We start from the raw sequence: 24997 nt of genomic DNA on the forward strand, positions 1-24997 counted from the left end.
AAAAGAGATAATTTTATTTTGTCCAATATATCAATGCCTATCTTAAAACGATTGGAATCCACCTTAATACCAATATCAAGGTTGGCATGATAATTATTTTCAATAGTCGATTTTTTCTAAGATAATAAAAATAAAGAATATTAAAGATATCTAATTGTCTTTATTTTTTAAACACTTCCCGCCAAACCAACCATCATTACTAATCCAAACGTAAATAAAATTAATACTGACACAAGACTAGGCATAATAATAATTTTAAGCAATTTCTCTTTCTTAAAACGATAAAAACAATATATATTTATGAAATAAAAGGCAATATAAAGTAAGATACATAATACAATGTATTGCTTTACCCACCCTATCAAAATAAAAGCATACACTTGAAGCAATGTATATATATATATATATATATCGATTTTACTAATGGTATTATCAATTTTTTTCATCGTAAAACCATAAAGTACCATTCCTAATAATGAAGCTCCTATAAAAATAGTGTTAAAATTCGACTCATAAAATTCATAAAAAAAAGTTCCAATACTAAATATCATAGCAATTTCTATGCAAAATATAAATGCTGGGTATAGTATAATTTCTTTAACTATCATTGTTTTTATAAAATTACATATATATAATAATATTAATAAAAATAGTATTAAAAATGTTAGTGCTATAAAAATCATTTTTATTCCCCCTCAAAATATTCATCTTTATCCTTTAGATTTTCTTTTGCTGCGTCTACTTGTGGTTTTAAAACTAAATTTACATGTGTATCAAAAGTTTGCTTACTGATTGTTTCCCTTTCTTCCCTAGTGGTAGGATCGTCTCTTCCTGTTCCATACTTTATCCAAAGCTTAACATCGCTTGTACTTCCTTTTGTATGTAAATATATATCTCTTGGTCCGTTTATATTTACTTCTCCTCCCGCTATATTATATGTTCCATCATTTATCCCATCTTTTATCACCTTTCCAGTTTTTTTATTAAACACTACTTCCTCCCCTTTTGTATTCATATATTTTTCATTTGGAAGATTTAGATTTACTTTTAATTTACCATTTGTATCTCTTTCTATATTATGAAATATAGAGGCACCTCCTCCTACTATTACTTTTCCATCTCCTATAGTTGCCCGTGTGGTTTGTTCCCTATCTAGAGCACCATAATTTCCTCCTACACTTCCTTCATATTCGCTTCCACCTTCTATTTTGTTTCTTGATAAATTACCATTTATCCCTATATCCATCCCCTTATCTTTATCTTTTATATCTGTAAAAGTTAAACTTCCAGTATCAAGAGTAGTATTTCCTCCTCCTAATAACCCTCCTACTATATTTGTATTACCATTTATTGTTATCTCTGAGTTTTCAATCCCTATAATAGAACTTTGATTATTAACCCATTCTTTCTCATAATCACTATAGTTAACTCCTATTCCTCCTGAGAGGGAGCTGTCTCCTCCTCCACTTGCATTTATATTTATTCCAATATTTTTAGATTTTCCAGTATCTTGCACACTTTCTATCACTAGATTATCTATATCTATTTCCACCTCATTCCCTATGATATTTCCACCTTTTATTGTAAGGTCTTCTCCTGAAATATCTACCTTGTTTCCTGCTATAAATTCTGAATTAGAATGTATAGTTTCGCTATTTGATCCTTTAGATCCTCCTATACCTCCTGATATTTGACCAGTCATGAAATTGAGTTCTCCACTTATATTCATTGATGAAGATTCTCCTTTGTTTGTGCTTTCCCCGCTAATAATATTGATATTTTCTCCAGAGTCGAGACTTATATCATTTCCTGCTGTTACCTTAGCACCCTCAAAGTTCATATTACCATTATCAGTTTTTAAAGTTACATCATTATTTGCTGTTATTGTGCTTCCTACTCTATTTGTACTGTCTTGACTACTCTCATCTTTTGATAGTTCTATCTTTCCATATATCCCAGCACTAGTTCCTTCACTTGATGGTCCATTTATTATATTGTTTATAGCATTCAACCCACCTTCATTTCCTGCTAGAGATTCATTTAAATCTTTTCCACTTATTAGACTACTTGCGACATTAACTACTTCTGGTAGATCTTTTATCCCTTTTGTAGCATTGACCATAGAGTCAAAAGTATCTTTTATTCCAGATAGATCTACTCCTACACTTAGTTTTATTTCTCCTTTTTCATTTTTCTCACTACTGCTATGAATCTCATCTCTACCAATAATATTAATCTCGTTTACTGCCTCGATATCTACATTATTTCCAACTATATCACTAGCCTCAACATTAGTATTATTTCCACTAATTATTTTAATATCTCCATCACTTGATATATTACTACCAACAACTTTAGTATCCAAGCTTGTATTTTTGTTTTTTTCTATACTAGTACTTATTCCCACCTCGATACTTGGTCCATCTACACTTCCAAATAACGAAGTTCCATATTTTGTTTTCTGTTTTTGTTTTTTAGTTATATCATCGACTGCCATAATATTTACATTATTTTCACTATCTAATAAAATATCTCCTCCACTTTCTATATCAGATCCTAAGATATTTATATTTCCATTTTTAGACTGAATTTCTAAATTCCCAACAGAACCAATATTAGACCCTACGTTTGTATACTTAGTTTCAACTTCCTTTTGAGATCTTCCGCTAAGTCCCATAAATCCACTCTTCACACTCTGTTTAGAATCTATACTTCCTTTCATAGCAGAACTAATATTCACGTTGTTTACTGCCCCTATCGAGATATCTCCCTCACTGAGGACATTGCTTCCTGCCACATTAACATTGTTTCCTGATACTATCAGCGTGTCACTTCCAGAGACCAGATTACTGCTGTTTAGGTTTTCATTATATTTAATCTCTGTTGTAGTTTTCCCCCTGCCCCATGATTTTTCCCTTGTTTTCTGCTTCTCATAATAGTCAGAATCAATAGTTGCTGTGATATTTATATCATTTCCTGCTTCTAGAGAAAGATTTTTTTCTGCTGCTATATCCGATCCGATTACATCGATATTTTTTTTAGCAGAAAGAGAAACATTTTCTCCACTTACTAAACTACCTTTATTTCTTACACTTTCCTTGATGGTATAGTTTTTACTGCCACCTTTCTTTTCATAGTTGTATATCTCATCGGAGCCGATTACGACCTCATTTCCTTCTAATTCAACATTCCTCTTACCTTTTATCTCGCTTCCTATATTTATTATCTTATCTCCACTGATTTTTATATTGTTCCCTGCCTCTATCACCCCTGTGTTTTCAAGACTTGATCTAATCTTTTGATCTATATTTGTATTTACCCTTTTAGTGTTTATATTACTGATTTTCCCATTAACTGACTCTAAGATCAAATCATTTTTAGCCTTGATAGCAGCACCAATATTATCTATATCATTAGCAGATACTATACTTATATTGTTTCCTACTATCTTTGCTATTCCCCCGCCTTTTATGGTTTTATTCAAAAGTGAATCTATATCTATCTTAAGATCTCCATCTGATTTTATTACCCCTGTATTATCTAATTCCAGGGCTGTTATTTCCATCTTATCCCCGGCAGAAAGACCAGTCCGGTTACTACCTTCCAATGAAGCCAGTGTCTCTTTAGAGAGATAGACTTTAGGGACCAAAACATCCACACCATTAACTTTTTTTTCTACATACCATACTATATCCTCTTTTAAGTTGTTTATTTGTGCCTTAGTCAGAGCAACTCCTAATGACAGTTCTAAATCATCCATAGCTACTACAGAGTTATCAAATAGCATTTTCATCTGATCCTTTTCATTTGTTGCACCATTTAGATATCTGGCTCCTGTGTTTTCAAGGATCGCTCTGTTGACTACCCTTGTTTCATAAAAAGCGTCTCCCAAAAGTCTGATATCTTTTTCAGGATTATATCCTATCTTCCCAAAGAAATAATCTGAACCAAGGTAATAACTCATATCTACAAACTTAACATTTGTTTCTATCAAATAGCTAAACCCAGGTTTATTACTGCTCTTTAGGTCATTTACAACAAACATCCCTTTATCTCCACTTGGAATTTTTATATAATCTTCTGTATCGACAGTATCCAAAAGACTACCTTCCCCTCCTACGGTTCCCTTTATCTTCTCATTTTCCAAGGCACTATTGATTTCTACTTTATTATTATTTAATACAACATTACCGATATTAGTGTTGTTGCTATTTACTATATTTTTATCATTTGACAATACTCCATTCCCTATTTTTGTTGCTGTTATACTCATATTACCACCAGCAGAAATTTTACTTGCCTTATTTCCACCTACTTTTTGGATAGCATCACTTTCTGCTAAGATATATCCCTTATCTCTATTTCCGTTATAAACTTTTCCATTCAAATAATATGTATCATGATCTAGCTGATACATAGCTGCCCCGTGTAATTCATAATCTTTTTTCCAATATAGCTTTATTTTTACATCTTTAGTCATATTTTCATTATACAGATTTCTAGCTTTAATATTGATATTGTTATTTGCTAAGATATTCCCTTCTCTATTAATAATGTCATCTGTTATCTCTAGTTTTATATTGTTCCCTGAGGAAATATATGACAAATAACTTACATAATTGCTTATTATCTTGTCTGTTTTGTATAACGATAACCCTCTAAACCAAGTCCAACTTCCCTTGGAAGATAAGTTATTTTCATATAGTTGATTCATAGTTATATTCATTTGATTTTCAATAGGGTTTTTATCTATCTGACTTTGATCTATATTTGTTACTAACCCTGACTCCTTCTCTACACTATGAGTTCCTGTTACCTCTCCTATATTTTCCAAACTTCCAGCTTTTATCTCTATATCTCCTATTGCTTCTATATCTCCTACAATATTAGACACCTTTCCACTTGCTACTATCTTCATGTCTCCACCAGAGTACAGTTCGCCACGATTATTTTTTACATTACCACTAGAGGAAACTACCATGTCTCCACCAGAATATATGAGCATCCCTTCATTATTTAGGATACTTCTACCACTTAATGTTAGGTTGTTTCCACTGGCTATTTGTCCACTATTTACAATATTTAGACCCTTTAATTTTATATTTCCTTTTCCTGTCAAAAATCCATAATTTCTTATATCTCCACTCGTTACGCTTATACTGCTACTTCCACTACCCAGACTCATCTCACTATTATTTACCATACTACTACCGATAGTTAGTGTAGAATTTTGTGCACCACCTAGTAACCCATTATTAGTAAAGTTTTTTCCTTCTACTTTTAATGAGTTTCCTATTATTATTTTATCTTTATTATTAACAAAGTTATTTGCTGCAGATATCTCAATTATTCCTAACCCTTCTATTAATCCATTATTTATAAAATTTGTAGTGTTTATATCTATCTTTTTATTCCCTACATACCTTCCATCAACTGTAAGTTCCCCTGTATTTACTATTAAATCTCCTTGAGACAAGATCTCTCCATTTTGATTTTCTATCTTGTCTGCCCTTATACTTAATTTCGAGCTGTCCTTTCCTGTTGTTATCTTCCCTCCTTTATTGTCTAAGTTTCCTTCATTAAGAATCTCTATCTCTACTCCTGATATTGTTCCCTTATTTTGATTTAGTTCTTTTAAAAAGATACTGCCATCACTATATATATTTCCTGTATTCACAGTGTTATTTATTGTAATGTTGTCCCTTCCAGATAAGATCCCTTGATTTTTCAAACTACCGACCACTTCAATATCCCTTCCACTTACGATAATACCTATATCACTATTTAATAGTTCCCCCCCTATATAAATATCATTTTGACTAGAGATTGTCCCTGTATTTGTAGTATTTTCGCTTTGGATCTTACCTACTGTTGTTATTTTTCCATTGTTATTCTCCATTGTTTTATTGACTAACAAGTCTTTTGTTGTAGAAACAATACCACTATTTTTTAAGTTGTCTAGGGATATTTGCCCCTCACTAAGGATCTCTCCACCACTTTTATTTTCAAGGAGACTATCTACTTTAATACTTTTCTCTCCAGAGATTACTCCGCTATTTGTTGCATTTTTTGTCCAGATATCCCCCTCACTTACAAGGATACCTTCCTTATTATTAACTATACCTTCTCCTGCTTTAACTCCGGTTATTCCAGAAATAATCCCGCTGTTTTCTATAAGGTTAGATCTTATTTCTTTACTAGTTACAATTTTCGCTCCTTTTTTATTAACTAATCCTTCTGTAATATCTATACTTTCTACAGCTGAAATTATTCCTTCATTGTCTATGTTTTTCGAGGCAATAGTCCCCTCAGTAACGATGGACCCATCTACTTTATTGATTAGATTATTTTTTATATCTATATTATTCTTAGCTGAAATAGTACCTTCATTATCTATGTTTTTCGAATCGATAGTCCCTTCAGTAACGATAGAACCCTCTACTTTATTTAGTAGATTATTTTCTATATCTATATTATTTTTAGCTGAAATAGTACCTTCATTATCTATGTTTTTCGAAGCTATAGTCCCTTCTGCAATGATAGTTCCATCTCCATTATTAACTAATCCTTCTGCAATATCTATACTTTTTACAGCTGAAATGGTTCCTTTATTATCTATGTTTTTTAAAGAAATTTTCTCACCACTAACCAAAATACCTTCTTTTTCATTAGTAAGATTGCCTAAGATATTAATAGATTTTGTTGTAACTATCTCACCTTGATTCTTTAAAGTATTGCTGCTTACTTTTAATGTTTCGCTTGATATCTCTCCATTGTTTTCAAGGGTGTTTCCAAGGATATCGGCAGATTTATTGCTCCCAATCTTTCCATTATTTTTGAGATAGTTAGATCTTATCTCTATCCCCTCTTCCCCTACCAATTTTTCTTGAATAATAGTATTTTTAGCTGTTATCTCGATATTCTTTTTAGCCTGGGCATCTCTTAGGACAAGATCACCATTTACATTAATCCTAAAATCTTCTACTCCTGCTAACACCTCTCCTTGACTATTTACTCCTACTCCATCTTCTGTACTTTGAATAAATATTCTTCCAGCGTATAGAGATCCTAAAGCACGCCCATCTAAAGCTACCTTAGGTTTTTTTCCGTATCCTCCTTCTTTCTTACTGACCTTCCCTGTATCGTAGTTATACTTATTTCTCCCTAAAACAACCCTTAGTTCATCCCCCCCATAGACTGCTCCATTAAGTTCTGCTGTTCTTGAGATAATATCTACCATCCTTACATTTCTACCATCGATACCTTCACTTCCAATTACTACTGATCCATTATCTATATCAAATTCTTTTAAGTTTCCAAGGTCATCAATTACAGATCTTCCTGTAGTTAATGTTACCCTTGGAGTATTAATAAATCCTGCTCCATTTACATATATTCCATTTGGATTAGCCAAAATATAGTCAGCTGCTCCTCCTACGATCTCTGTATACCCCTCTAGCTTACTTCTATTTATTCCTGTTACTTCTGTCAAAATTGTATTGGCTTCCCTGCCTAAGTTAGAGTTTCCTTGGATAAGCCCGCCTAATTGTGTTCTAATGTTTTCCTCCTTACTATTATTTATGAGTACTCCCTTGTTCTCTACATTGTATTCCTTAAAATAGTTGTGAGATAACCCATTTTTGTTGGGGTTATTAATGTTTACAATGGGAACCCCGTTAGGAGCGTTTTCCACACCTGCCTGTTGATTTTTACCCTGATCTATTACAATGCCAGCAGCCATTATTGGTTGTCCAAATATACTAAAAAAGATGTATAAGTAAATTAAACTTTTCTGAAAATATTTTACTTTCATAACATTCCCTCCTTTCTCTCCCTAAAACTTTTAAACCCAAAACCTTCTTGAAGGCTGAGCCTTCACCCAGATAGGTTCCACATAGACTTCTTATAAACTTAATTCTTATCCATAACCAAAACTCCCTCACTATCAAAAAGTCCTCAAAGATTGAGGATTTAGGTGTTTGAATCCTTTGACTTTGACTTTGACCTTAATTTTGACTTTAAATTCAATTTTTTAAACTCGAAATTTTAAAACTTTATACTGGTTGTAAAATATAGTTCATGTGTATTTTTTTCTATATATGATGGTGCAGTCAAAGGTTTAGAGTATGATAAACTCATATCAAAATAATTTAAATATACCTTGACCCCTATAGTTGCTCCGCTCATCTTATCCCCACTTTTTTTATAATATTCATCTTTAAAAACACTTTTGACCCTTCCATAATCGTATCCAATAAATGGCTCGAAAAATGTATACCTGTAGCCAAGTTCATTTCTTAGATAGAACCCTTTATCTCCAGAAGAGGAATCATTTCTAAATCCTCTTATAGTGGTGTCATCTCCTATATTCATACTTTCAGAGGAATATAAAATATCATCTGTATATTGTCCGCTGAAAGTAAATCTGTATAAAAGGTTTTGTTTTTTTATTACAAATGGTTTATACCAATTTAGATTAGCAGTATATTTTTGAAATTGTGCCTTTGGAGAAAATACTCCGTTATCCTCATCACTTTTTGCACCAAACCTGTCGAGACCCTCGTGATAAGCTAAATTTCCAGACAAAATCCCACCTAAAAATCTCCTGTTGTGGTTAAGATCTGTTTTTAATATAGAAAGTTTTCTTGAACCGGTTATGAGCTTTATCCCATCAAAATAGTTTTTTGTATCTTTTTCTGTAAGGGTCATTCCAATAGATGTTTTCCCTTTACTATTTCTGTTGACTATACGTCTCACAGAATAATTTATATTTGTAGAAACTCCTGTAGATTCATAAATATGATTAAAAGATTCTATTGCGGAAAGATATTCTGATTGGGACCTTGATATAGAAAATTCCCAATATTTTACGGGAATTTTAAAGAAAAATGAAAAATCATCATTATCTTCATCGATCTCCCATCCCAGTTTTTGCTGATAACTAACCATAAAGGAATCGTTAACCCCCAAGATATCTTCAAACATAAGGGATAATTTCACCCTGTCTTTTCCAGTAAAGTCTTGTCCTAAATTATTATAATTAATAGTTCCGGAAACTCTTTTAAATTTTTGATTATCAATTTCAATAATACTTCCACCTAGAGATTTTCCGGGGAGTATATCTAGTTTTGCGTTATTTGAAGATACAGAATTTAAATTATCTATCCCCTGATCCAGGTCATTGATATTAAGTATATTTCCTTTAGAAACTGGGAATGAGGTAAATATTTTTAACCTGCCTCTATTTCTTTTATCTTTAAATTGTATATCTTCCAGAACTCCCTCTATTACTTTTAGATAAACCACCCCATCCTGTAAATTTGATTTTTCCGTATTTATCTTTACCCTTACAGAGATATACCCTTTTTTTAAATATGCATTCTCAAGGTCTTTCATTAAGTTAATGATACTTCCCCCGTCTTTTTTCATAAGATGTTTATTTTTTATTTTCTCGATCTTCTTATATTCTAATATTGTGTTTCCATCAATAAATACCATCCTTAGTTTCTTTACTGACTTCGGAGCTTTCTTTTCTATCTTATGTAGTTGTACTTCCTCTTGCGTATTATATTTTTCAAGTTCCCTTACCTCTTTTTCCTGTTTTCTCCTCTCCTCCCTGTTGATTTCCTGCTGGTTAGAGTAACTAAAGTTAAACATCAAAAAAAATAGTAATATAATTTTATTATTCATAGACAGCTCCCTTTTATAAACGTATTTTCATTAAAGAATATATCTAAAATGATACAGTAATTACAAAAAAATACTCTACCAAAAGTAACTATCTTTATTTAACTATTAATGGTATGATTAGGGTTTATTGTTTCTTTACAAAAATTTAGACTGCGTCATAAATATATCAAAGTCAGTTAGAAGGATACTAGGAATAACTACACGAAGAATAAAGATTTAGAATCAATAATGGAAAACTTTTAAAAATTTAGGTGAAAAGTATAAAATGATAGCCTTTAAGCAATCAGAAAAGGAGGCTCAGGATCTAAGCCAGAGAACTAAGGAAGCTTTTATAAAAATAAAAGCCCTAATATATTAAAAAATGAGGAGTGATAATTCTTTAATTATCACTCCTCATTTTATAAAAGCTTTACGTTAATTTTTTTTAGAATTTAAACAAAACTTGCGACAGTCCCAATTATAAATTTAATGTTTTAAAAAAAAAGATCAAAATCATAGAAGATTTTGATCTTTTTTTCTAAAAATTTTATAAATTTAGAGAGTATTTTTTATCTAACATTCAATACCTTTATCTCTAAATATTTGTCTTGCTTCCTTCATCTCTGATGCAGTAGGTTCCTTCACATCTTTTAGAGGGTACTCAAGGTTCATCTCTTCCCACTTATGTGTTCCAAGTTGATGAAACGGAAGTAGTTCAACTTTTTCTACATTTTTTAATTTAGAAACATAATTTGCTAATTTTTCTAAATTTTCCTTCTTATCTGTTATTCCAGGAACAACAACATGTCTTATCCACACAGGTTTTCCTATGCTATTTAAATATTCAGCAAATTTTAGAGTATTTTCTAATTCTACTCCTGTCAGGTTCTTATAAGTATCTGGATTTATACTTTTGATATCTAATAATACTAAGTCCACATATTCAAGAACTTCCTTTACCCTGTCATTGAATATATAACCAGAAGTATCTACAGCAGTATGAATTCCTTCTTCTTTAGCTCTTTTGAATAGAGCTTCTATATAATTTATTTGTACAAATGGTTCCCCGCCTGTAACTGTTAATCCTCCACCATTTCTAAAAAACGGCTTATATTTTTTTATTTCATTTATAGTAAAATCAATACTTCTTTCATATTTAGCATCTTTAAGATCCCATGTATCCGGGTTATGACAATATTTACATCTTAAAGGACACCCTTGTGTAAATACAATAAATCTAATACCAGGCCCATCTACGGTCCCACAACTTTCAAATGAATGTAACTTTCCTGTTAATTCCATCTCTTTCATCTCCTTTGCTTTACCCTTTCTCGTATATCACTAACCTTTTAGTAAGTAATTTACAAAAAGGAAGAGGGATATCATTATTAATACCATTATAACATAAAAGTGGCAGTTAAAATTAATTAACTACCACTTTCTAAACTATAACTTTTTATTACATAGTTGAGTTAATAGTTCTTTTTATAACATCTAATTGTTGTTCCTTAGTTAATCTAACAAAGTTAACTGCATATCCAGATACTCTGATAGTTAATTGAGGATATAACTCAGGTCTTTCCATAGCGTCTTCTAATAATGATCTATCGAATACGTTAACGTTTAAATGTTGTCCACCAGTTGGAGAGAAATATCCATCCATTAATGAGATTAGGTTGTTTCTTCTGATAGAATCTTCTTTTCCTAATGCTCCTGGAGTTATAGCGAATGTATAAGATATACCATCGTTTGCATGTTCAAATGGTAATTTTGCAACAGATGACATAGAAGCGATTGCTCCTCTTCTGTCTCTACCGTGCATAGGGTTAGCTCCTGGACCAAATGGTTCTCCAGCTCTTCTACCGTCAGGAGTATTTCCTGTCTTCTTTCCGTATACTACGTTTGAAGTGATAGTTAATAGAGATTGAGTAGGTCTAGCTCCTCTATACATGTGGTGAGTTCTGATCTTGTTCATGAAGTTTTTAGTGATCATTACTGCAAATCCATCAGTTTCATCATCGTTGTTTCCGAATGGAGTATATTCTCCTTCGATCTCATAGTCAACTGCTAATCCATCTTCATTTCTAATTACTTTTACTTTAGCATTTTTGATAGCTGCTAATGCGTCAGCAACGATTGAGATTCCTGCGATTCCATGAGCTTGTGTTCTGTCTATTTCTAAATCATGTAATGACATTTGGAATGCTTCGTAAGCATACTTGTCATGCATGTAGTGAATTATGTTTAATGCTTTTCCGTATACTTTAGATAACCATTCCATACTTTGGTCTAATTTTTCCATAACTTCATCGAAGTCTAAGTATTCAGATGTGATAGGAGCGAATTTAGGAGCTACTTGTGCACCACTCTTCTCATCCTTTCCACCATTTATAGCATATAATAATGCTTTTGGTAAGTTTACTCTGGCACCGAAGAATTGCATTCCTTTACCTATTTTCATAGGAGATACACAACAAGCGATTCCATAGTCATCACCAAATTGGTTTCTCATAAGATCATCATTTTCATATTGTAATGATGATGTATCCATAGATACTTTTGCAGCAAATTGCTTAAAGTTCTCAGGTAAGCTAGTTGACCATAATACTGTTAAGTTTGGCTCAGGTGCTGGACCTAAGTTATATAAAGTATTTAATGTTCTGAATGAAGTTTTAGTAACTAAAGTTCTTCCGTCTGTACCCATTCCACCGATTGATTCTGTAACCCATGTAGGGTCTCCTGAGAATAACTCGTTGTATGCAGGTGGTCTTAAGAATCTTACTATTCTTAATTTCATGATGAATTGGTCCATATATTCTTGAGCCTCTTCTTCAGTGATTGTTCCTTCAGCAACATCTTTTTCAATATAGATATCTAAGAAAGTAGATACTCTTCCTAATGACATAGCAGCTCCGTCTTGGTGCTTAGTAGCAGCAAGGTATGCGAAGTAAGTCCATTGGATAGCTTCCTTTGCATTTGTAGCTGGCTTAGATACGTCAAATCCGTATGCATTACACATATTGATTAAAGCTTTTAAAGATGAAATTTGTTGTGCAATTTCTTCTCTGCTTCTGATGATATCTTCAGTCATTTCAGCTGTATCTAAAGTTTTCTTTTGAGCTACTTTATCAGCTATTAATCTGTCTACACCATAAAGAGCTACTCTTCTGTAATCTCCTATGATTCTTCCTCTTCCGTATGCATCTGGTAAACCAGTGATGATTCCAGATCTTCTAGCTGCTCTGATGTCATCAGTATATGCTGAGAATACACCATCATTATGAGTAGGTCTATTCTTCTTAAAGAAGTCAGCTGTTACTGGATCCATTTCATATCCATAAGATTCTAATGCGTTTTGAACAGTTCTTAATCCACCTTTAGGGAACATTGCTCTCTTTAATGGTGCATCAGTTTGTAATCCTACAATACTTTCTAATTCTTTCTCTATATATCCTGCTCCATATGCATCTACATCTGAAGGCATTTTAGTTTCTGCGTCATAAACACCTTTTTCAATTTCTACTTTGAACATTTCTGTTAATTTATCCCATAATTTTTTAGAGTTATCAGTAGCACCTGCTAAAAATTCATCTCCACCTTCATATGGTGTATAGTTACTTTGTATAAAATCTCTTACGTTGATCTCTTTTTTCCAAAGATCTCCTTTGAAGCTATTTAAATAATTACTCATTTTATTCCTCCTGATTCCAAAATAGTCTTACTATGTGAAAAGTATAACAGTTTGAATAAGAAAAGTCAACCCTTTTCATTCATTATAATTTAATTTTTTTCACATTTATTAAGTTTAAGTTAACAACAGTCTTTTACTTTGATTTACAAAGTTCTCCTTATTGTAACTCATAAGCCGTTAAATTACAAACTTTATTTACTTTTTCACTTATTTTTTATTAAAATTGTCAACTAATATATTTTTATAGGATAAAAAGTTCGTTTTTCGTATACTTTGTGTCGCTTTTTTCGCACTTGTGAAAAAAGGAATTACTTTAGAAGCCTAAAAACGGAATACTTGGTACTTGTTTTTTAGTACTTAAAATTAAAAAGTATTAATTTTAAAGTTCATCCCACCCGTCTATGGAGGAGCTCATATTGTACGAAGTTACATTTCCTTCAAAGAAGTTAGCTTTTACATTTCCCTCTCCTTCGGTGTCTGCTAATTTTTCCAGATGTTTATAAGGGTTTTTGTCGTATCCCTCATAAAGTTTATTCAACCCAAGACTTCTGAGCCTTTCATTGGCCAGCCACTTAGTGTAGTCTTCAATAGTTTTCTCTGTAACTCCTAATATTTTCTTACCTATGATATGTTTACTCCATTTTATCTCCTGATTTACGGCTACTTCAAACATCTCATATATTTCTTTTTCACTAAAATAATCTGCATTTTCTTGTTTGATCTCATTTATCATATTCTGAAATAAGACTACATGGGATAGTTCATCCCTGTTGATTAATTTAATGATATCAGAGGTTCCCATCATCTTATTCCTGCTGGCAAGGAGATAGAAGAAATTAAATCCATTGTAGAAATACAGAGATTCTAACAAGAAGTTAGCTATTAATACTTTGGAAAAATTTTTGTTGCTGGGAGTATCTATAAAATCCTGATATATCTTTGCTATATATTGATTTCTTTCAAACAATACCTCGTCATCTCTCCACTTATCATATATAAGGTTTCTCTTTTCCTTAGGGAGGATACTTTCGATTATATATTGATATGACTGAGAATGGATAGCTTCCTGATATGTCTGGATAGCCAGGATCAAATTCACCTCTGGAGCTGTTATATAGTTTGAAATATTCGGTACATTGTTAGTTTGGATACTATCCAGGAATACTAGAAATGACAATATCCCATCATATGCATCTTTCTCCTCATCCACTAAACTGACATAGTCATTTTTATCCTGTGTCAGATCTGTTTTTTCTGGGATCCAAAAATTCCCCATCATAGTTCTATACAGATTATTTGCCCATTGATATTTAACGTTGTTCAGATTGAATATATTAGTTGTATCTCCGCCTATGATTTTTCTCTGATCCAAGCTGTCTATCCCTTGGGGGTTAAATATTTTTTTTCTATCCACTACAGCTTTCACACTCCTCTTTCTCCCTCATTATATTACTGTTTTTTTGAATGGTTCTAGTATAGTATATTGACTTACACTGAGTTTTCCATGCAGTCATTATAGTGTCATATATATCTTTAGCTTTTATATCTTTGTTCAGATCAAATAATAATTCCATAGATACACCTTGAGTGATCCACCTGGAGATCTTACTCATTACACGAACATATTCTTTGGGATCTATTTTTTTAGCTTCACTGTAAAACCAAGATCGGTCATTCAGGTGTTTTACTACCCTTGGAACGGCTCCTTTTTGGTTTTTTTCAATAAAGAACCTGGAGAATACCGGATTTACAGAAGCTGTAGCTCCCATTAGAAGTGATGTAGATGTGTTTGGTGCTACTGCTGTAAGTTCCCCATTTCTGATCCCATCAGCCGCTACCATCTCAAATACCTCTGCCCATTCCAAAGCTATCTCTGAACTATCTATATAGTGTTGTTTTGGTCTCCCAAAGAAGATCCCCTTATCCCAGCTAGACCCGGAGAACATCTTGTATTGTCCTCTTTCCTTGGCTAAAATAGCACTTCCTTTCAGAGTATAGAGAGCAATTTTTTCAAATAATTTATCGACCTCTTCTGCCGACTCCTCATACATAAGATATCTATATGCCAAATAATCAGATAAGCCCATAGCTCCTACACCGACAGTTCTATATAGTTCATTGTGTCTGTCAGATTCTCTGAGGGGTGATTTTGTAAGTTCGATTGTATTATCCAGAAGTCTTACAGCTAATATACTGATCTCCTCTAACTCTTCGTCTTGTACCTCTGCCAGATTTAAAGACAATAGGTTACAAGTGTGCACCTCTCCCAGTGTATTCTTAGATATCCCAATATTATCTTCTCTCACTTCATCAAACTTTTTCGTAGGAGAGAAATTTGAAAAACTTTCCATACAAAGATTTCCGTTACCAATCATCCCACTATGGGAATTATGATTCATCCTATTAGCCGTATCTTTAAAAAAGATGTAAGGCATTCCTGTCTCTATCTGTGTCTTCATAATCTCTTTTAGGAGTTCACGAGCACTTATTTTTTTTACTATTTTTAGATCAAAATCTTCCTCAAGTTTATTATAAGCCTCTTCAAATTCATCTCCATACAGCTCACACAGTTCAACATTATATTTCTTTCGAACTTCATAGGGGTCAAATAAGGTCCAGATTTTATTTTCTTCTACTCTCTTCATGAATAGATCCGATACCACTACCTGGGGATATACATCATATGATTTACCTCTCTGGTCTCCATTTTCACTCTGAAGCTCTAAAAATTGTTCCATATCTATATGCCAGGTATCTAGTGCCACAGTCACAGCTCCTGCTCTTCTTCCCTGCTGATTTACAGCTACTGCAGTATCGTTTATTATCTTTATCCAAGGGGTTACTCCTCCGCTGGCATTTAAATACCCATTAACCACCGATCCCTTTCCCCTTATTCTAGAAAGATTTACTCCTACTCCTCCACCATTTTTACTTATTTTTGCTATAGAATCTACATTATAAAATATAGATTCTATATTATCATCTATGGCACTTATAAAACATGAAGCAAGATTTCCATTAGGTACCCTAAGATTAGCTAAAATTGGTGTTGCCAATGATATTTTTTTTAGTGATAAGACATCATAAAACTTTTTAACCTTCTCTACCCTGTCTTTTTTCTCATTCAGGGAGAGCATCATAGATATGGTCATAAATACCTCTTGAGGCAGTTCCCATACTTCCCCACTATACTTTAATAGGTATCTATTTATAAACATATTAGCTCCGGCATAGTCATAGTTCATATCTCTATCGGGCACCATATAGTTATTTAACTCTTGAATTTCTTTTTTTGTATAATCTAATAGTCTATTGTCATATATACCATCTTTACATAGATCAGTTATAGTTTTATAAAAGTCATTATACGAATAACCTCTGCCGTGATACACTTCCCTTTCGATCTCCATCATCAGGAGTCTTCCGCCGACATTTGTCCAATGGCTGGATTCAAAGTTTGTCATAGATACAGTTAGGTTGATCAGAGATTCCTGTATCCTTTTAGTTGTAATATCCTCCTGATAGATAGTATCTATGTGACTTTCCAGCTCTACCATATTAATATCCAACCCTTCACAGGCTTTAATTAATTTTTCTCTGATTTTATCTATATCTATAGGTTCCTTTATCCCATCTCTATTGATAACCATCCTATTCATATTATTTTACCTCTTCTAAAAAACTATCCATAGTAAAGAATTTATTATTATATTCAACTATTGGTGCTGACATTATTTTCGCCTTACTGGCTACAATTCTTAATTCTTTGATATCTTCTATATATTTAAACTCTGTACCGCTATTAATCAGTTTAGACTTTAACTCCTCACATTGTCTGCAATTTTCTTTTCCGTATATTTTTATCATTAAAAATACCTCCTGTTGTGATTATATGTTTTTTTAATACTAGATATAGTACACTATAAGTTTTACCATACAATTGTATAAATTACAATTATAAAATAATTATAAAAACATTTTTAAAAAATAAGGTAGGAAATTCCTACCTTATTTTTTCATATTCTTCCACAGTATCTATATCTAAAAAATCACTTCCATCAAAAAAATTTACATATTTTATACTATCCAGGTTATTTTTTATTATTATTTTTCCACCGGTGTCTCCAGTTAATTTTAAGAGCTCACCTCTGTATACATTCCCAAATGTAACAGGACTTTTATTTTTACCTAAAAATCTCGGAACTACTATATATTGATCGTCTGAAATATCCATTATTTTTTCTATAACTTCACTGGTAAGAAATGGCTGGTCCCCCATAAAGAACATAAAATTAGAATCTATATCTGTATTGTTTACTCCTAACTTTATACTTTCACTTATTCCATTTTGCGGCATATCATTTATAACCGTTGTATAACCATATGATTTAGCCAGATCCTCCACTTCCTTATACTGGGTAACCACTATAACACTATGAAAATTTATCTTACACAATTGACGAAAAATGTGTTCAACCATTGGGATACCATCTTTTAATAGTAGGAGCTTATTATCTCCCATCCGTGAACTATACCCAGAAGCCAGTACTATTGCTGTAATCATGAGATTCCTCCTACTGCTATATGTTTAAAAACTCTCCAACAAAATTTTTATCGTATAGTTTATTTTTTATTTCATCTATAATTTTTAAATCTGTCATCAGATCTACCTTACTGAAATATATAACTTTTTTACCCTTTGAGTTTTTAAAGATCCCATCTTTTTTTAGAATGATTTTAATATAATCATCTATGGTAAGGATATCTCCCTCTCTCTTCCCCACTAACTTACAAAATAATTCTATCCTATGGATAAATTCTTTGTCTATTGCTTTCCCTATATGGATAAGGTCTATTATACCTATAGTTATAGTGGTATCAGCACAGATAACAGGTTCACTTTCATTCCATCCCTTAAGGGGTTTCATCTTGGAACCATCTGCCTCTATAAAAGTATAGTCAAAATATTCTATCAATCTTTCTAAATCTTTCCTAGGAAGACTAGACAGCTTATTCTTATATTTAGGAGCCACTACATAGAGGCTATTTTTTAATGGATGAGATACTGTATCTAAAAAATTTATATCATGATAAAGGTAATCATAATTTAAAGGTGTAAATATCTTAGTTGTTGTTGTCATAAGAACTGAGTTATCCAGACTATACTCATTGGATAGATGATTTAGAAGGGTGGTTTTCCCTCCTGCTCCTACTATAGATACAACATCTCCTTTTTTAATTTTTAAATTGATCATAACAAATAACCTCTCTTGACACAGAGATTCACAGAGAAAAATATAGAATTACACAGAGTGTAATCTCTGTGTATCTTTACATTCTCTCAGTGTAACTCTGTGACTAATTTTCATTTTTTTAGTTATTAATTTTTAGTTTGAATGCTTTGTATTTAATATTCCCATAAGTACTTTTTCAGGTGTAATAGGTAATGTTCTTACCCTTACCCCTGTAGCATTAGCTACTGCATCTGCAATTGCAGGAGCAGAGGTATTGATAACTACCTCTCCTATTGATTTTGCACCAAATGGGCCTGTATGTTCAAAACTAGGTTTAAATTCTACCCTTATCTCCCCAACATCACATCTAGATGGTATCTTATATTGCATAAATGTATCAGAGATCATCTTACCCTTTGCGTCATATTTTATATCCTCAAATAGAGCTAATCCTATCCCTTGAGCTACTCCACCCTCAACCTGGATACGGGCCAGATTTGGATTGATCACTGTACCGCAGTCAACTACAGCTGCATAGTCTATCATCTCTACCTTCCCAGTTTCTAAATCTACTTCAACTTCAGCAAACCCGGCTATAAATGGCGGTGGAGAAGTATGTCCTCCCCAGGTTCCGGTAGTTATAATTTGATTCTGCCCTTCATAGGCTACCAGTCTATATGCTATTTCATCCAACGAGATCTCTTTCCCATCTTTTAATAATAGTGATTCTCCGTTAAACTCTATATCCTCTTCCGGGATATTCAATATCTTAGAGGCCCCACCAACTATCTTTTCTACCATAAGGTTAGCTGCTTTTATAACTGCATTTCCTGTAACATAGGTCCCGCTAGAAGCGTAGGCACCTGGATCGTATGGATTTACATCTGTATCTGTACTATTTACAATTATTTTAGATACAGGCACACATAGTATCTCAGCAGCCATCTGAGCTACCACAGTATCGCACCCCTGTCCCATATCACTTACACCTACTAATAACGTGTAGAATCCATCATCATTTAATTTTAATGTTGCAGACGCTGTATCTATCCCATGGATTCCTGATCCCTGCATAGTTACAGCCATTCCAACACCTCTAGCCTTTGTAGGTGATATCTTCTGCATAGGATATTTTTTATCCCATCCGATCATCTCCTTACCTCTGGTAATACACTCATCCAAAGTACTACTGTCCAGAACAATAGATTTCTCTCCTACAAAACTATTCAGAGTAGGATTTACTTCCCCTTGTTTCACCAAATTTTTCTCACGTATTACACTTGAATCCATATCCAATTTTTTAGCCAATTCATTTACTGCTGATTCCAATGCAAAGGTTCCCTGTGTAGCCCCATAACCTCTAAATGCACCTGCTGTAGTCATATTGGTATATACCACTTCTCCGTAAAATCTACGTGCTTTAGCTCTATACATAGGCAGGGTCTTTTGCCCTACAACACTAAATACAGTCCATGCATGTTCCCCATATGCTCCTGTATTGGATAATCCGTGGATATCCACAGCATTTATAATTCCGTCTTTAGTAGCACCTAATTTCACAGTTAATTTCATCTCATGTCTGGTAGTGGTGCAAGTATGAGTTTCCTTCCTGTTATATACTAACTTTGCAGGTTTCCCGGTTACTTTGGTTACTAATGCAGGGTATATTTCCATTGGAGCAGTTTGTTTACCTCCGAACCCTCCTCCTACACGAGGTTTTATAACTTTTATCTTACTTCTCGGTATATCCAGTATCTTAGATACATGTCTTCTCACATGAAATGGTATCTGAGTAGAACTGATTATATTCATCCTATCCTGGAAGTCCATATAGGTAACTGCTATATAATTTTCCATCATCCCATGGATCTGTGCCTGAGTATGATAGCTGTGCTCTATCACTACATCTGATTTAGCCAGTTCTTTCTCCACGTCCCCTTCCACAAGGAGATCCTGGGCAGCTATATTTCGCATATGTTCATTCCCGTAGTTAAAACTTGTGTATGGTTTTTCAGTATGTATTATACTTTTATGATCTATAGCTTTTTCAAAATCTAATACAGGTTCTAATATTTCATAGTCTACCTTTATGAGTTTCATAGCCTTTAATACAGTTTCTTCATCTGTTCCTGCAATTATAGCAACTTCATCTCCTACATACCTTACATATTCTCCCAATATTCTCCTGTCATGGGGAGATGGTTCAGGAAAAGACTGTCCTGCCAAAGTGAATCTTTTATCTGTTACATCTTTATAGGTCAATATACACTCTATACCTTCTATCTTAGAGGCTATAGTTGTATTTATATTTTTTATTCTGGCAAAAGCATGGGGACTACGGAGTAATTTAACAGTCAGATAGTTATGTCCTAATGCTATATCTTCAGTATACGATGATGCTCCCTTGATGAGCCCCATCCCGTCTATCTTTTTTATTCCTTTCCCAACATATCCCATTATTTTACCTCCATATATTTTTTAACCGCTCTAAGCTGTCCCATATATCCAGTACATCTACATAGGTTACCAGTTAAATAATGCTTTATCTCATCTATTGTAGGAGATTCTAATTCTCTCTTCATGGCTATTACAGTCAAAGTAAACCCAGGAGAACAATATCCACATTGATCTGCTCCTTCATCGGTTAAAACTTCGGCAAATTTTGCAACCTCGACACTTTCCCCTTCTAAGGTAGTGATCTCTTTTCCGATTCCTCTCACAGCCAGCGTGGAGCATGAAAGAGTTGGCTTCCCATTTAATAATACTGTACACAGACCGCAAGAACCAGTTTCACACCCCTTTCTTACATTTAAAAATCCCAGTCTTTTTAAAGCCGACTGTAAATATTCCCCATCTTTTATGGTTACCTCTTTATTTATACCGTTTATTTTTAATTTGATTTCCATTTTATCCTCCCACCATCTTCTTTTTTAAAACCTCTTTATAGCTGATTCATATCTATGATAATATAATTTTTTATTTCAGTTCCTCTATAGATCTTCTAATTAAAACTTTTGCTATCATCTCTCTGTATTTTCCACTGGCTCTCATATTTGTTCCAAATTTCATCTCATCTACCACTTCTTCTATTTTTTTATCTATATTATTTATCAGTTCATCATTATTGATTATTTTTACTACCGCTCTTCCAGGTCTGGCTCCTACAGCTACTCTATATTCTCCATCCAAGCAGGAAACAGCACAATTTAAGATGGCATAATCACTCTTTGAATTTCTCATAGCTTTAAAAGCTGCTCTTTTTCCATCTTTTTTTATTATAATTTTTACCAATATATCTTTAGGGACCTTTTCTTCCGATAAATATTCCTCTAAAGATAATATTCCACCTTTATATAACTCTATATGAGTGTCCAGTGACAAAAGTGCAGTTATAAAATCTGAGAACCCGTATTTAGAAGCTACAGTAGCTCCTGCTGTAATGACAGATCTTAATTGGATACCAACTATCTCTTCCACTGACTTGGCTACTACCCCGTCAAAATTTTCTTTCAACAGTTTATTAGTTTCTATACTCCTAAAAGTTGTCATAGGGCCTATCTCTATATTGTCTTCGCCTTCTCTGATATAATCCAGTTCTAAGTTAGACAGGTCTATTCCTATATTGATATTTTTATTTCCTAATCTCAAAAAGCCTGTTCCTCCTAAGATCATATTATTTCTATTTTTAACTAAAGTTTCGTACCCTTCCTCTATGGACTGAGCCATTAAATGCTGTTTTATTGTAAACATACTCTCCTCCTACGTTTTTTTCTTCTTTTTTTTACTGTTTTTCTTTTGTTTTTCCTCTTTTAATACCTTATCCTTTATAAAAAAAACAGCTGAAAAGTAATTTCAGCTGTTTTACTTATTTTAAAACATCTATGCTCTTTTTAATTTGATTTCTTCTTTTTTTGCTTCTTTTTGCTCTATTTCTTTAGGTAGGATTATATTTAAGACAACTGCTATTCCAGCTGATACAACTATTCCAGATCCTCCAAATATTAATTTAAACGACTCAGGTAAATAAGCTAATGCTTCTGGAACACTTCCCATTCCAAATCCTAATCCTAAAGCTACAGCTACTATTACTGCATTTCTACCTACTAACTGCTCTTTTGTGATTAAGTTTATTCCACTTATAGCTATCATTGCAAATAACATTACTAAACTTCCACCTATGACACTGGCAGGTATGATAGATATCAATGCTCCTATCTTTGGAATAAATGCTCCTGCTATTAAGAACATAGCTCCAGTTCCCACAACAAATCTACTCATAACTCCTGTCATGGCTACAATTCCTGTATTTTGGCTGAATGAAGTAGTTGGTAAGATACTAAAAGAAGCTGCAATAACTCCTCCAAAACCATCAGCTAAGATTCCTCCTGATAATTCTTTGTCTGTTACTTCTCTATTGGCTCCACCCATTGTTACTCCTGACATGTCTCCTACTGTTTCCACAGCTGATACTACATACATCAGCATCATTGCTAATATAGCGTCTAAATGAAATTCTAATCCATATGTAAATGGTTTAGGTACTACAAAGTAACTGGCTTGACTCACAGCACCAAAATCGATTTTCCCCATAAATCCTGCTATTATTATTCCTGCTACTGTTCCAACTGCTATTGCTGCTGTTCTCCAAATACCCTTTGCAAATTGATTGAAGATAATAACAACTACTAGTACTGTTCCACCTAAAAGTAAGTTTGATAATGATCCAAAATCTTTTGCTCCAAATCCACCAGCTAAGTTTTTTATCCCAACCGGTAATAAAGACAATCCAATAGATAAAACTACTACACCTGTTACGATTGGCGGGAAAAACTTTCTAACTTTTCTCATGAATAATCCGATAAATGCTTCAAATAATCCACCGACCAATGCTGCTCCTAATACACCCTCGAATCCATATTTTAATCCGATTGAGATAGCTACAGGTACGAATGCAAAACTTGTTCCCACAACAACTGGTAATCTGGCTCCAATAGGCCCTATTCTGTATGCCTGAATCAATGTATTTAGTCCTGATACAAACATAGTACATTGAATTAAAAATGTCAACTTCTCACTTGGAATTCCTATAACTCCTCCAACTATTAATATCGGTGCCAGGTTACTCACAAACATAGCTAATATATGCTGTAAACCTAATGGTATTGCTTCCTTAAGTACTGGTACTCCATCTAAATCATATGGTGATCTATTTTTCATTTTTTTCCTCCTAAAGTTTTTATAACTCTAATTGTGGTTCGAGTAAACAAAAAATGCCCACTCCTCCCAATAAGTGAGAAAATAGGCATTTAGGTTAAAGAACTCCCCTAATAACTTAGTAGAATTCACCATATACTTAATTTTTTCACTCATAGTAGGTCGTTTACGGTGACCTGTAGAGACGCTCCTCCTTATTAAGAGCATATACGAGTTAATTTATGTGGTTATAATACGATATTTATATGACAATGTCAAGAAGAATAATAAAAAAAGCAATTAATCACAATGGGATTAATTGCTTTTTTTATTAGAAGTGAATTTTCTAATTCTTTTAGGTTGATTTTATACCCTTATAAAAATTTAAAATTAATATTATAGAGGTTCAAGTGTATAAACAAAAACTACTTTTTACTCCTATTTAAACTTTAAAGTTTCAAAAATATAAATATTAATTCTTCCTCTTATTATAACTTAACTTTCCAAATAAAATTATCTATTCTAGGACCCCAATAATTCTTCGCTTTAAAAAATGGTTCTCCTAAATTTTTAGTCCAATATATTTGGGCACTTTTATAACCGGAATCTAAATAAAATTCTTTTATATTTTTAGATTTTAATATTTTGTATATTTCATTCAAAAGAGTTTTTCCTATACCTTTTCTTTGATAAGATGGATGGATATATACAGTTCCTATTTTCATAGAATCCTTTTTAAGACCTTTAATCACATTTTTTATATCTGAATTACAATATGAAGATGATATAGTCCCTATTATTTTTTCACCATCTAGAGCAACCAGCATAGATATATTACTTCCTTCTTCAAAATAATTTTTACAATACTTCATTTTTTCTTCTACTTCTTCATCTACAAAATTTGAAATAGTTATTCCTTCTCTTTTAGCAGTATCAGATATAACTATTCTAAAAAATTCTTCTAGCTTAGGAAGATTATTTTTTATTGGTTTTTTAATTTCCATAAGTCTCCTTTTTTATCTAATTATTTTAATTCCAATGTATGAAAATCCAGATCCTAACTCTAATAAAAATTTGGTTATATTTTCTACCAGAGAATCCTCTAATTCTTTTTCATTATAATTTTTTGTAAGAGTTCCCTTGATTGAATAATACTAGAGTATACTACATAAATAAGAGAATAGTGCTCTTAACTTTCACTCTCTCATAT

The 24997-nt window shown here is 32.8% G+C and carries 15 protein-coding genes, 1 pseudogene and 1 riboswitch; all 16 genes and pseudogenes read right to left on the reverse strand.

Annotated elements, in window-relative coordinates; translation table 11 throughout:
* Positions 1-167: 167 nt before the first annotated feature.
* A complete protein-coding gene (locus tag NRK67_13200; protein ID UUV18239.1) occupies positions 168-683 on the reverse strand; it encodes a hypothetical protein in 516 nt (171 codons plus the stop codon).
* A 2-nt stretch (positions 684-685) separates the two neighbouring features.
* Positions 686-7813 carry a hemagglutinin repeat-containing protein gene (locus tag NRK67_13205; protein ID UUV18240.1) on the reverse strand — a complete coding sequence of 2376 codons (7128 nt, stop codon included), beginning with the start codon at positions 7811-7813 and terminating at the stop codon, positions 686-688.
* A gap of 233 nt (positions 7814-8046) precedes the next feature.
* Complete coding sequence (locus NRK67_13210; protein UUV18241.1) at positions 8047-9690, reverse strand: ShlB/FhaC/HecB family hemolysin secretion/activation protein; 1644 nt, start codon at positions 9688-9690, stop codon at positions 8047-8049.
* A gap of 552 nt (positions 9691-10242) precedes the next feature.
* Positions 10243-10971, reverse strand: a complete 729-nt coding sequence (gene pflA, locus NRK67_13215) for a pyruvate formate-lyase-activating protein (protein ID UUV18242.1) — start codon at positions 10969-10971, stop codon at positions 10243-10245.
* Between the two features lie 157 nt (positions 10972-11128).
* Positions 11129-13360, reverse strand: a complete 2232-nt coding sequence (gene pflB, locus NRK67_13220) for a formate C-acetyltransferase (GenBank protein UUV18243.1) — start codon at positions 13358-13360, stop codon at positions 11129-11131.
* A 379-nt stretch (positions 13361-13739) separates the two neighbouring features.
* A complete protein-coding gene (locus tag NRK67_13225; protein UUV19940.1) occupies positions 13740-14774 on the reverse strand; it encodes a ribonucleotide-diphosphate reductase subunit beta in 1035 nt (344 codons plus the stop codon).
* On the reverse strand, positions 14767-17019 hold the full coding sequence (locus NRK67_13230) for a ribonucleoside-diphosphate reductase subunit alpha (GenBank protein UUV18244.1): 2253 nt from the start codon (positions 17017-17019) through the stop codon (positions 14767-14769). Before NRK67_13230 ends, NRK67_13225 begins: the two co-directional genes overlap by 8 nt.
* 1 nt (position 17020) lies before the next feature.
* Positions 17021-17227: a glutaredoxin family protein gene (locus NRK67_13235; GenBank protein UUV18245.1), complete on the reverse strand. Its 207-nt coding sequence runs from the start codon at positions 17225-17227 to the stop codon at positions 17021-17023.
* A gap of 136 nt (positions 17228-17363) precedes the next feature.
* Complete coding sequence (locus NRK67_13240; protein UUV18246.1) at positions 17364-17924, reverse strand: nucleotidyltransferase family protein; 561 nt, start codon at positions 17922-17924, stop codon at positions 17364-17366.
* Between the two features lie 16 nt (positions 17925-17940).
* On the reverse strand, positions 17941-18615 hold the full coding sequence (yqeC, locus tag NRK67_13245) for a selenium cofactor biosynthesis protein YqeC (GenBank protein ID UUV18247.1): 675 nt from the start codon (positions 18613-18615) through the stop codon (positions 17941-17943).
* Between the two features lie 132 nt (positions 18616-18747).
* Positions 18748-21051, reverse strand: coding sequence for a molybdopterin-dependent oxidoreductase (locus NRK67_13250; GenBank protein UUV18248.1), 2304 nt, complete (start codon positions 21049-21051; stop codon positions 18748-18750).
* On the reverse strand, positions 21051-21500 hold the full coding sequence (locus NRK67_13255; GenBank protein ID UUV18249.1) for a 2Fe-2S iron-sulfur cluster-binding protein: 450 nt from the start codon (positions 21498-21500) through the stop codon (positions 21051-21053). The genes NRK67_13250 and NRK67_13255 overlap by 1 nt, the downstream gene beginning before the upstream one ends.
* Positions 21501-21570: 70 nt before the next feature.
* Positions 21571-22344, reverse strand: coding sequence for an FAD binding domain-containing protein (locus tag NRK67_13260; GenBank protein UUV18250.1), 774 nt, complete (start codon positions 22342-22344; stop codon positions 21571-21573).
* Positions 22345-22473: 129 nt separating this feature from the next.
* The gene (locus NRK67_13265; protein UUV18251.1) at positions 22474-23811 is read right to left on the reverse strand and encodes a purine permease; all 1338 of its coding nucleotides are present in this window, start codon (positions 23809-23811) and stop codon (positions 22474-22476) included.
* 132 nt (positions 23812-23943) lie between these two features.
* A riboswitch (purine riboswitch) is annotated at positions 23944-24041 on the reverse strand.
* Positions 24042-24275: 234 nt separating this feature from the next.
* Complete coding sequence (locus tag NRK67_13270) at positions 24276-24791, reverse strand: GNAT family N-acetyltransferase (GenBank protein ID UUV18252.1); 516 nt, start codon at positions 24789-24791, stop codon at positions 24276-24278.
* Between the two features lie 30 nt (positions 24792-24821).
* A pseudogene (locus NRK67_13275) lies at positions 24822-24923 on the reverse strand (DUF1016 domain-containing protein).
* Positions 24924-24997: the final 74 nt, after the last annotated feature.

Source organism: Fusobacteria bacterium ZRK30 (genome assembly GCA_024628785.1).
GTDB lineage: Bacteria > Fusobacteriota > Fusobacteriia > Fusobacteriales > Fusobacteriaceae > Psychrilyobacter.

Bases quoted from the DNA above. Each gene is read 5' to 3' on its own strand.
- NRK67_13260 (UUV18250.1), bottom strand. From the start codon at position 22,344: ATGTTTACAATAAAACAGCATTTAATGGCTCAGTCCATAGAGGAAGGG.
- NRK67_13200 (UUV18239.1), bottom strand. From the start codon at position 683: ATGATTTTTATAGCACTAACATTTTTAATACTATTTTTATTAATATTA.
- NRK67_13205 (UUV18240.1), bottom strand. From the start codon at position 7,813: ATGAAAGTAAAATATTTTCAGAAAAGTTTAATTTACTTATACATCTTT.
- NRK67_13210 (UUV18241.1), bottom strand. From the start codon at position 9,690: ATGAATAATAAAATTATATTACTATTTTTTTTGATGTTTAACTTTAGT.
- NRK67_13230 (UUV18244.1), bottom strand. From the start codon at position 17,019: ATGAATAGGATGGTTATCAATAGAGATGGGATAAAGGAACCTATAGAT.
- pflA (UUV18242.1), bottom strand. From the start codon at position 10,971: ATGGAATTAACAGGAAAGTTACATTCATTTGAAAGTTGTGGGACCGTA.
- NRK67_13235 (UUV18245.1), bottom strand. From the start codon at position 17,227: ATGATAAAAATATACGGAAAAGAAAATTGCAGACAATGTGAGGAGTTA.
- pflB (UUV18243.1), bottom strand. From the start codon at position 13,360: ATGAGTAATTATTTAAATAGCTTCAAAGGAGATCTTTGGAAAAAAGAG.
- NRK67_13270 (UUV18252.1), bottom strand. From the start codon at position 24,791: ATGGAAATTAAAAAACCAATAAAAAATAATCTTCCTAAGCTAGAAGAA.
- NRK67_13255 (UUV18249.1), bottom strand. From the start codon at position 21,500: ATGGAAATCAAATTAAAAATAAACGGTATAAATAAAGAGGTAACCATA.
- NRK67_13240 (UUV18246.1), bottom strand. From the start codon at position 17,924: ATGATTACAGCAATAGTACTGGCTTCTGGGTATAGTTCACGGATGGGA.
- NRK67_13250 (UUV18248.1), bottom strand. From the start codon at position 21,051: ATGGGATATGTTGGGAAAGGAATAAAAAAGATAGACGGGATGGGGCTC.
- NRK67_13265 (UUV18251.1), bottom strand. From the start codon at position 23,811: ATGAAAAATAGATCACCATATGATTTAGATGGAGTACCAGTACTTAAG.
- yqeC (UUV18247.1), bottom strand. From the start codon at position 18,615: ATGATCAATTTAAAAATTAAAAAAGGAGATGTTGTATCTATAGTAGGA.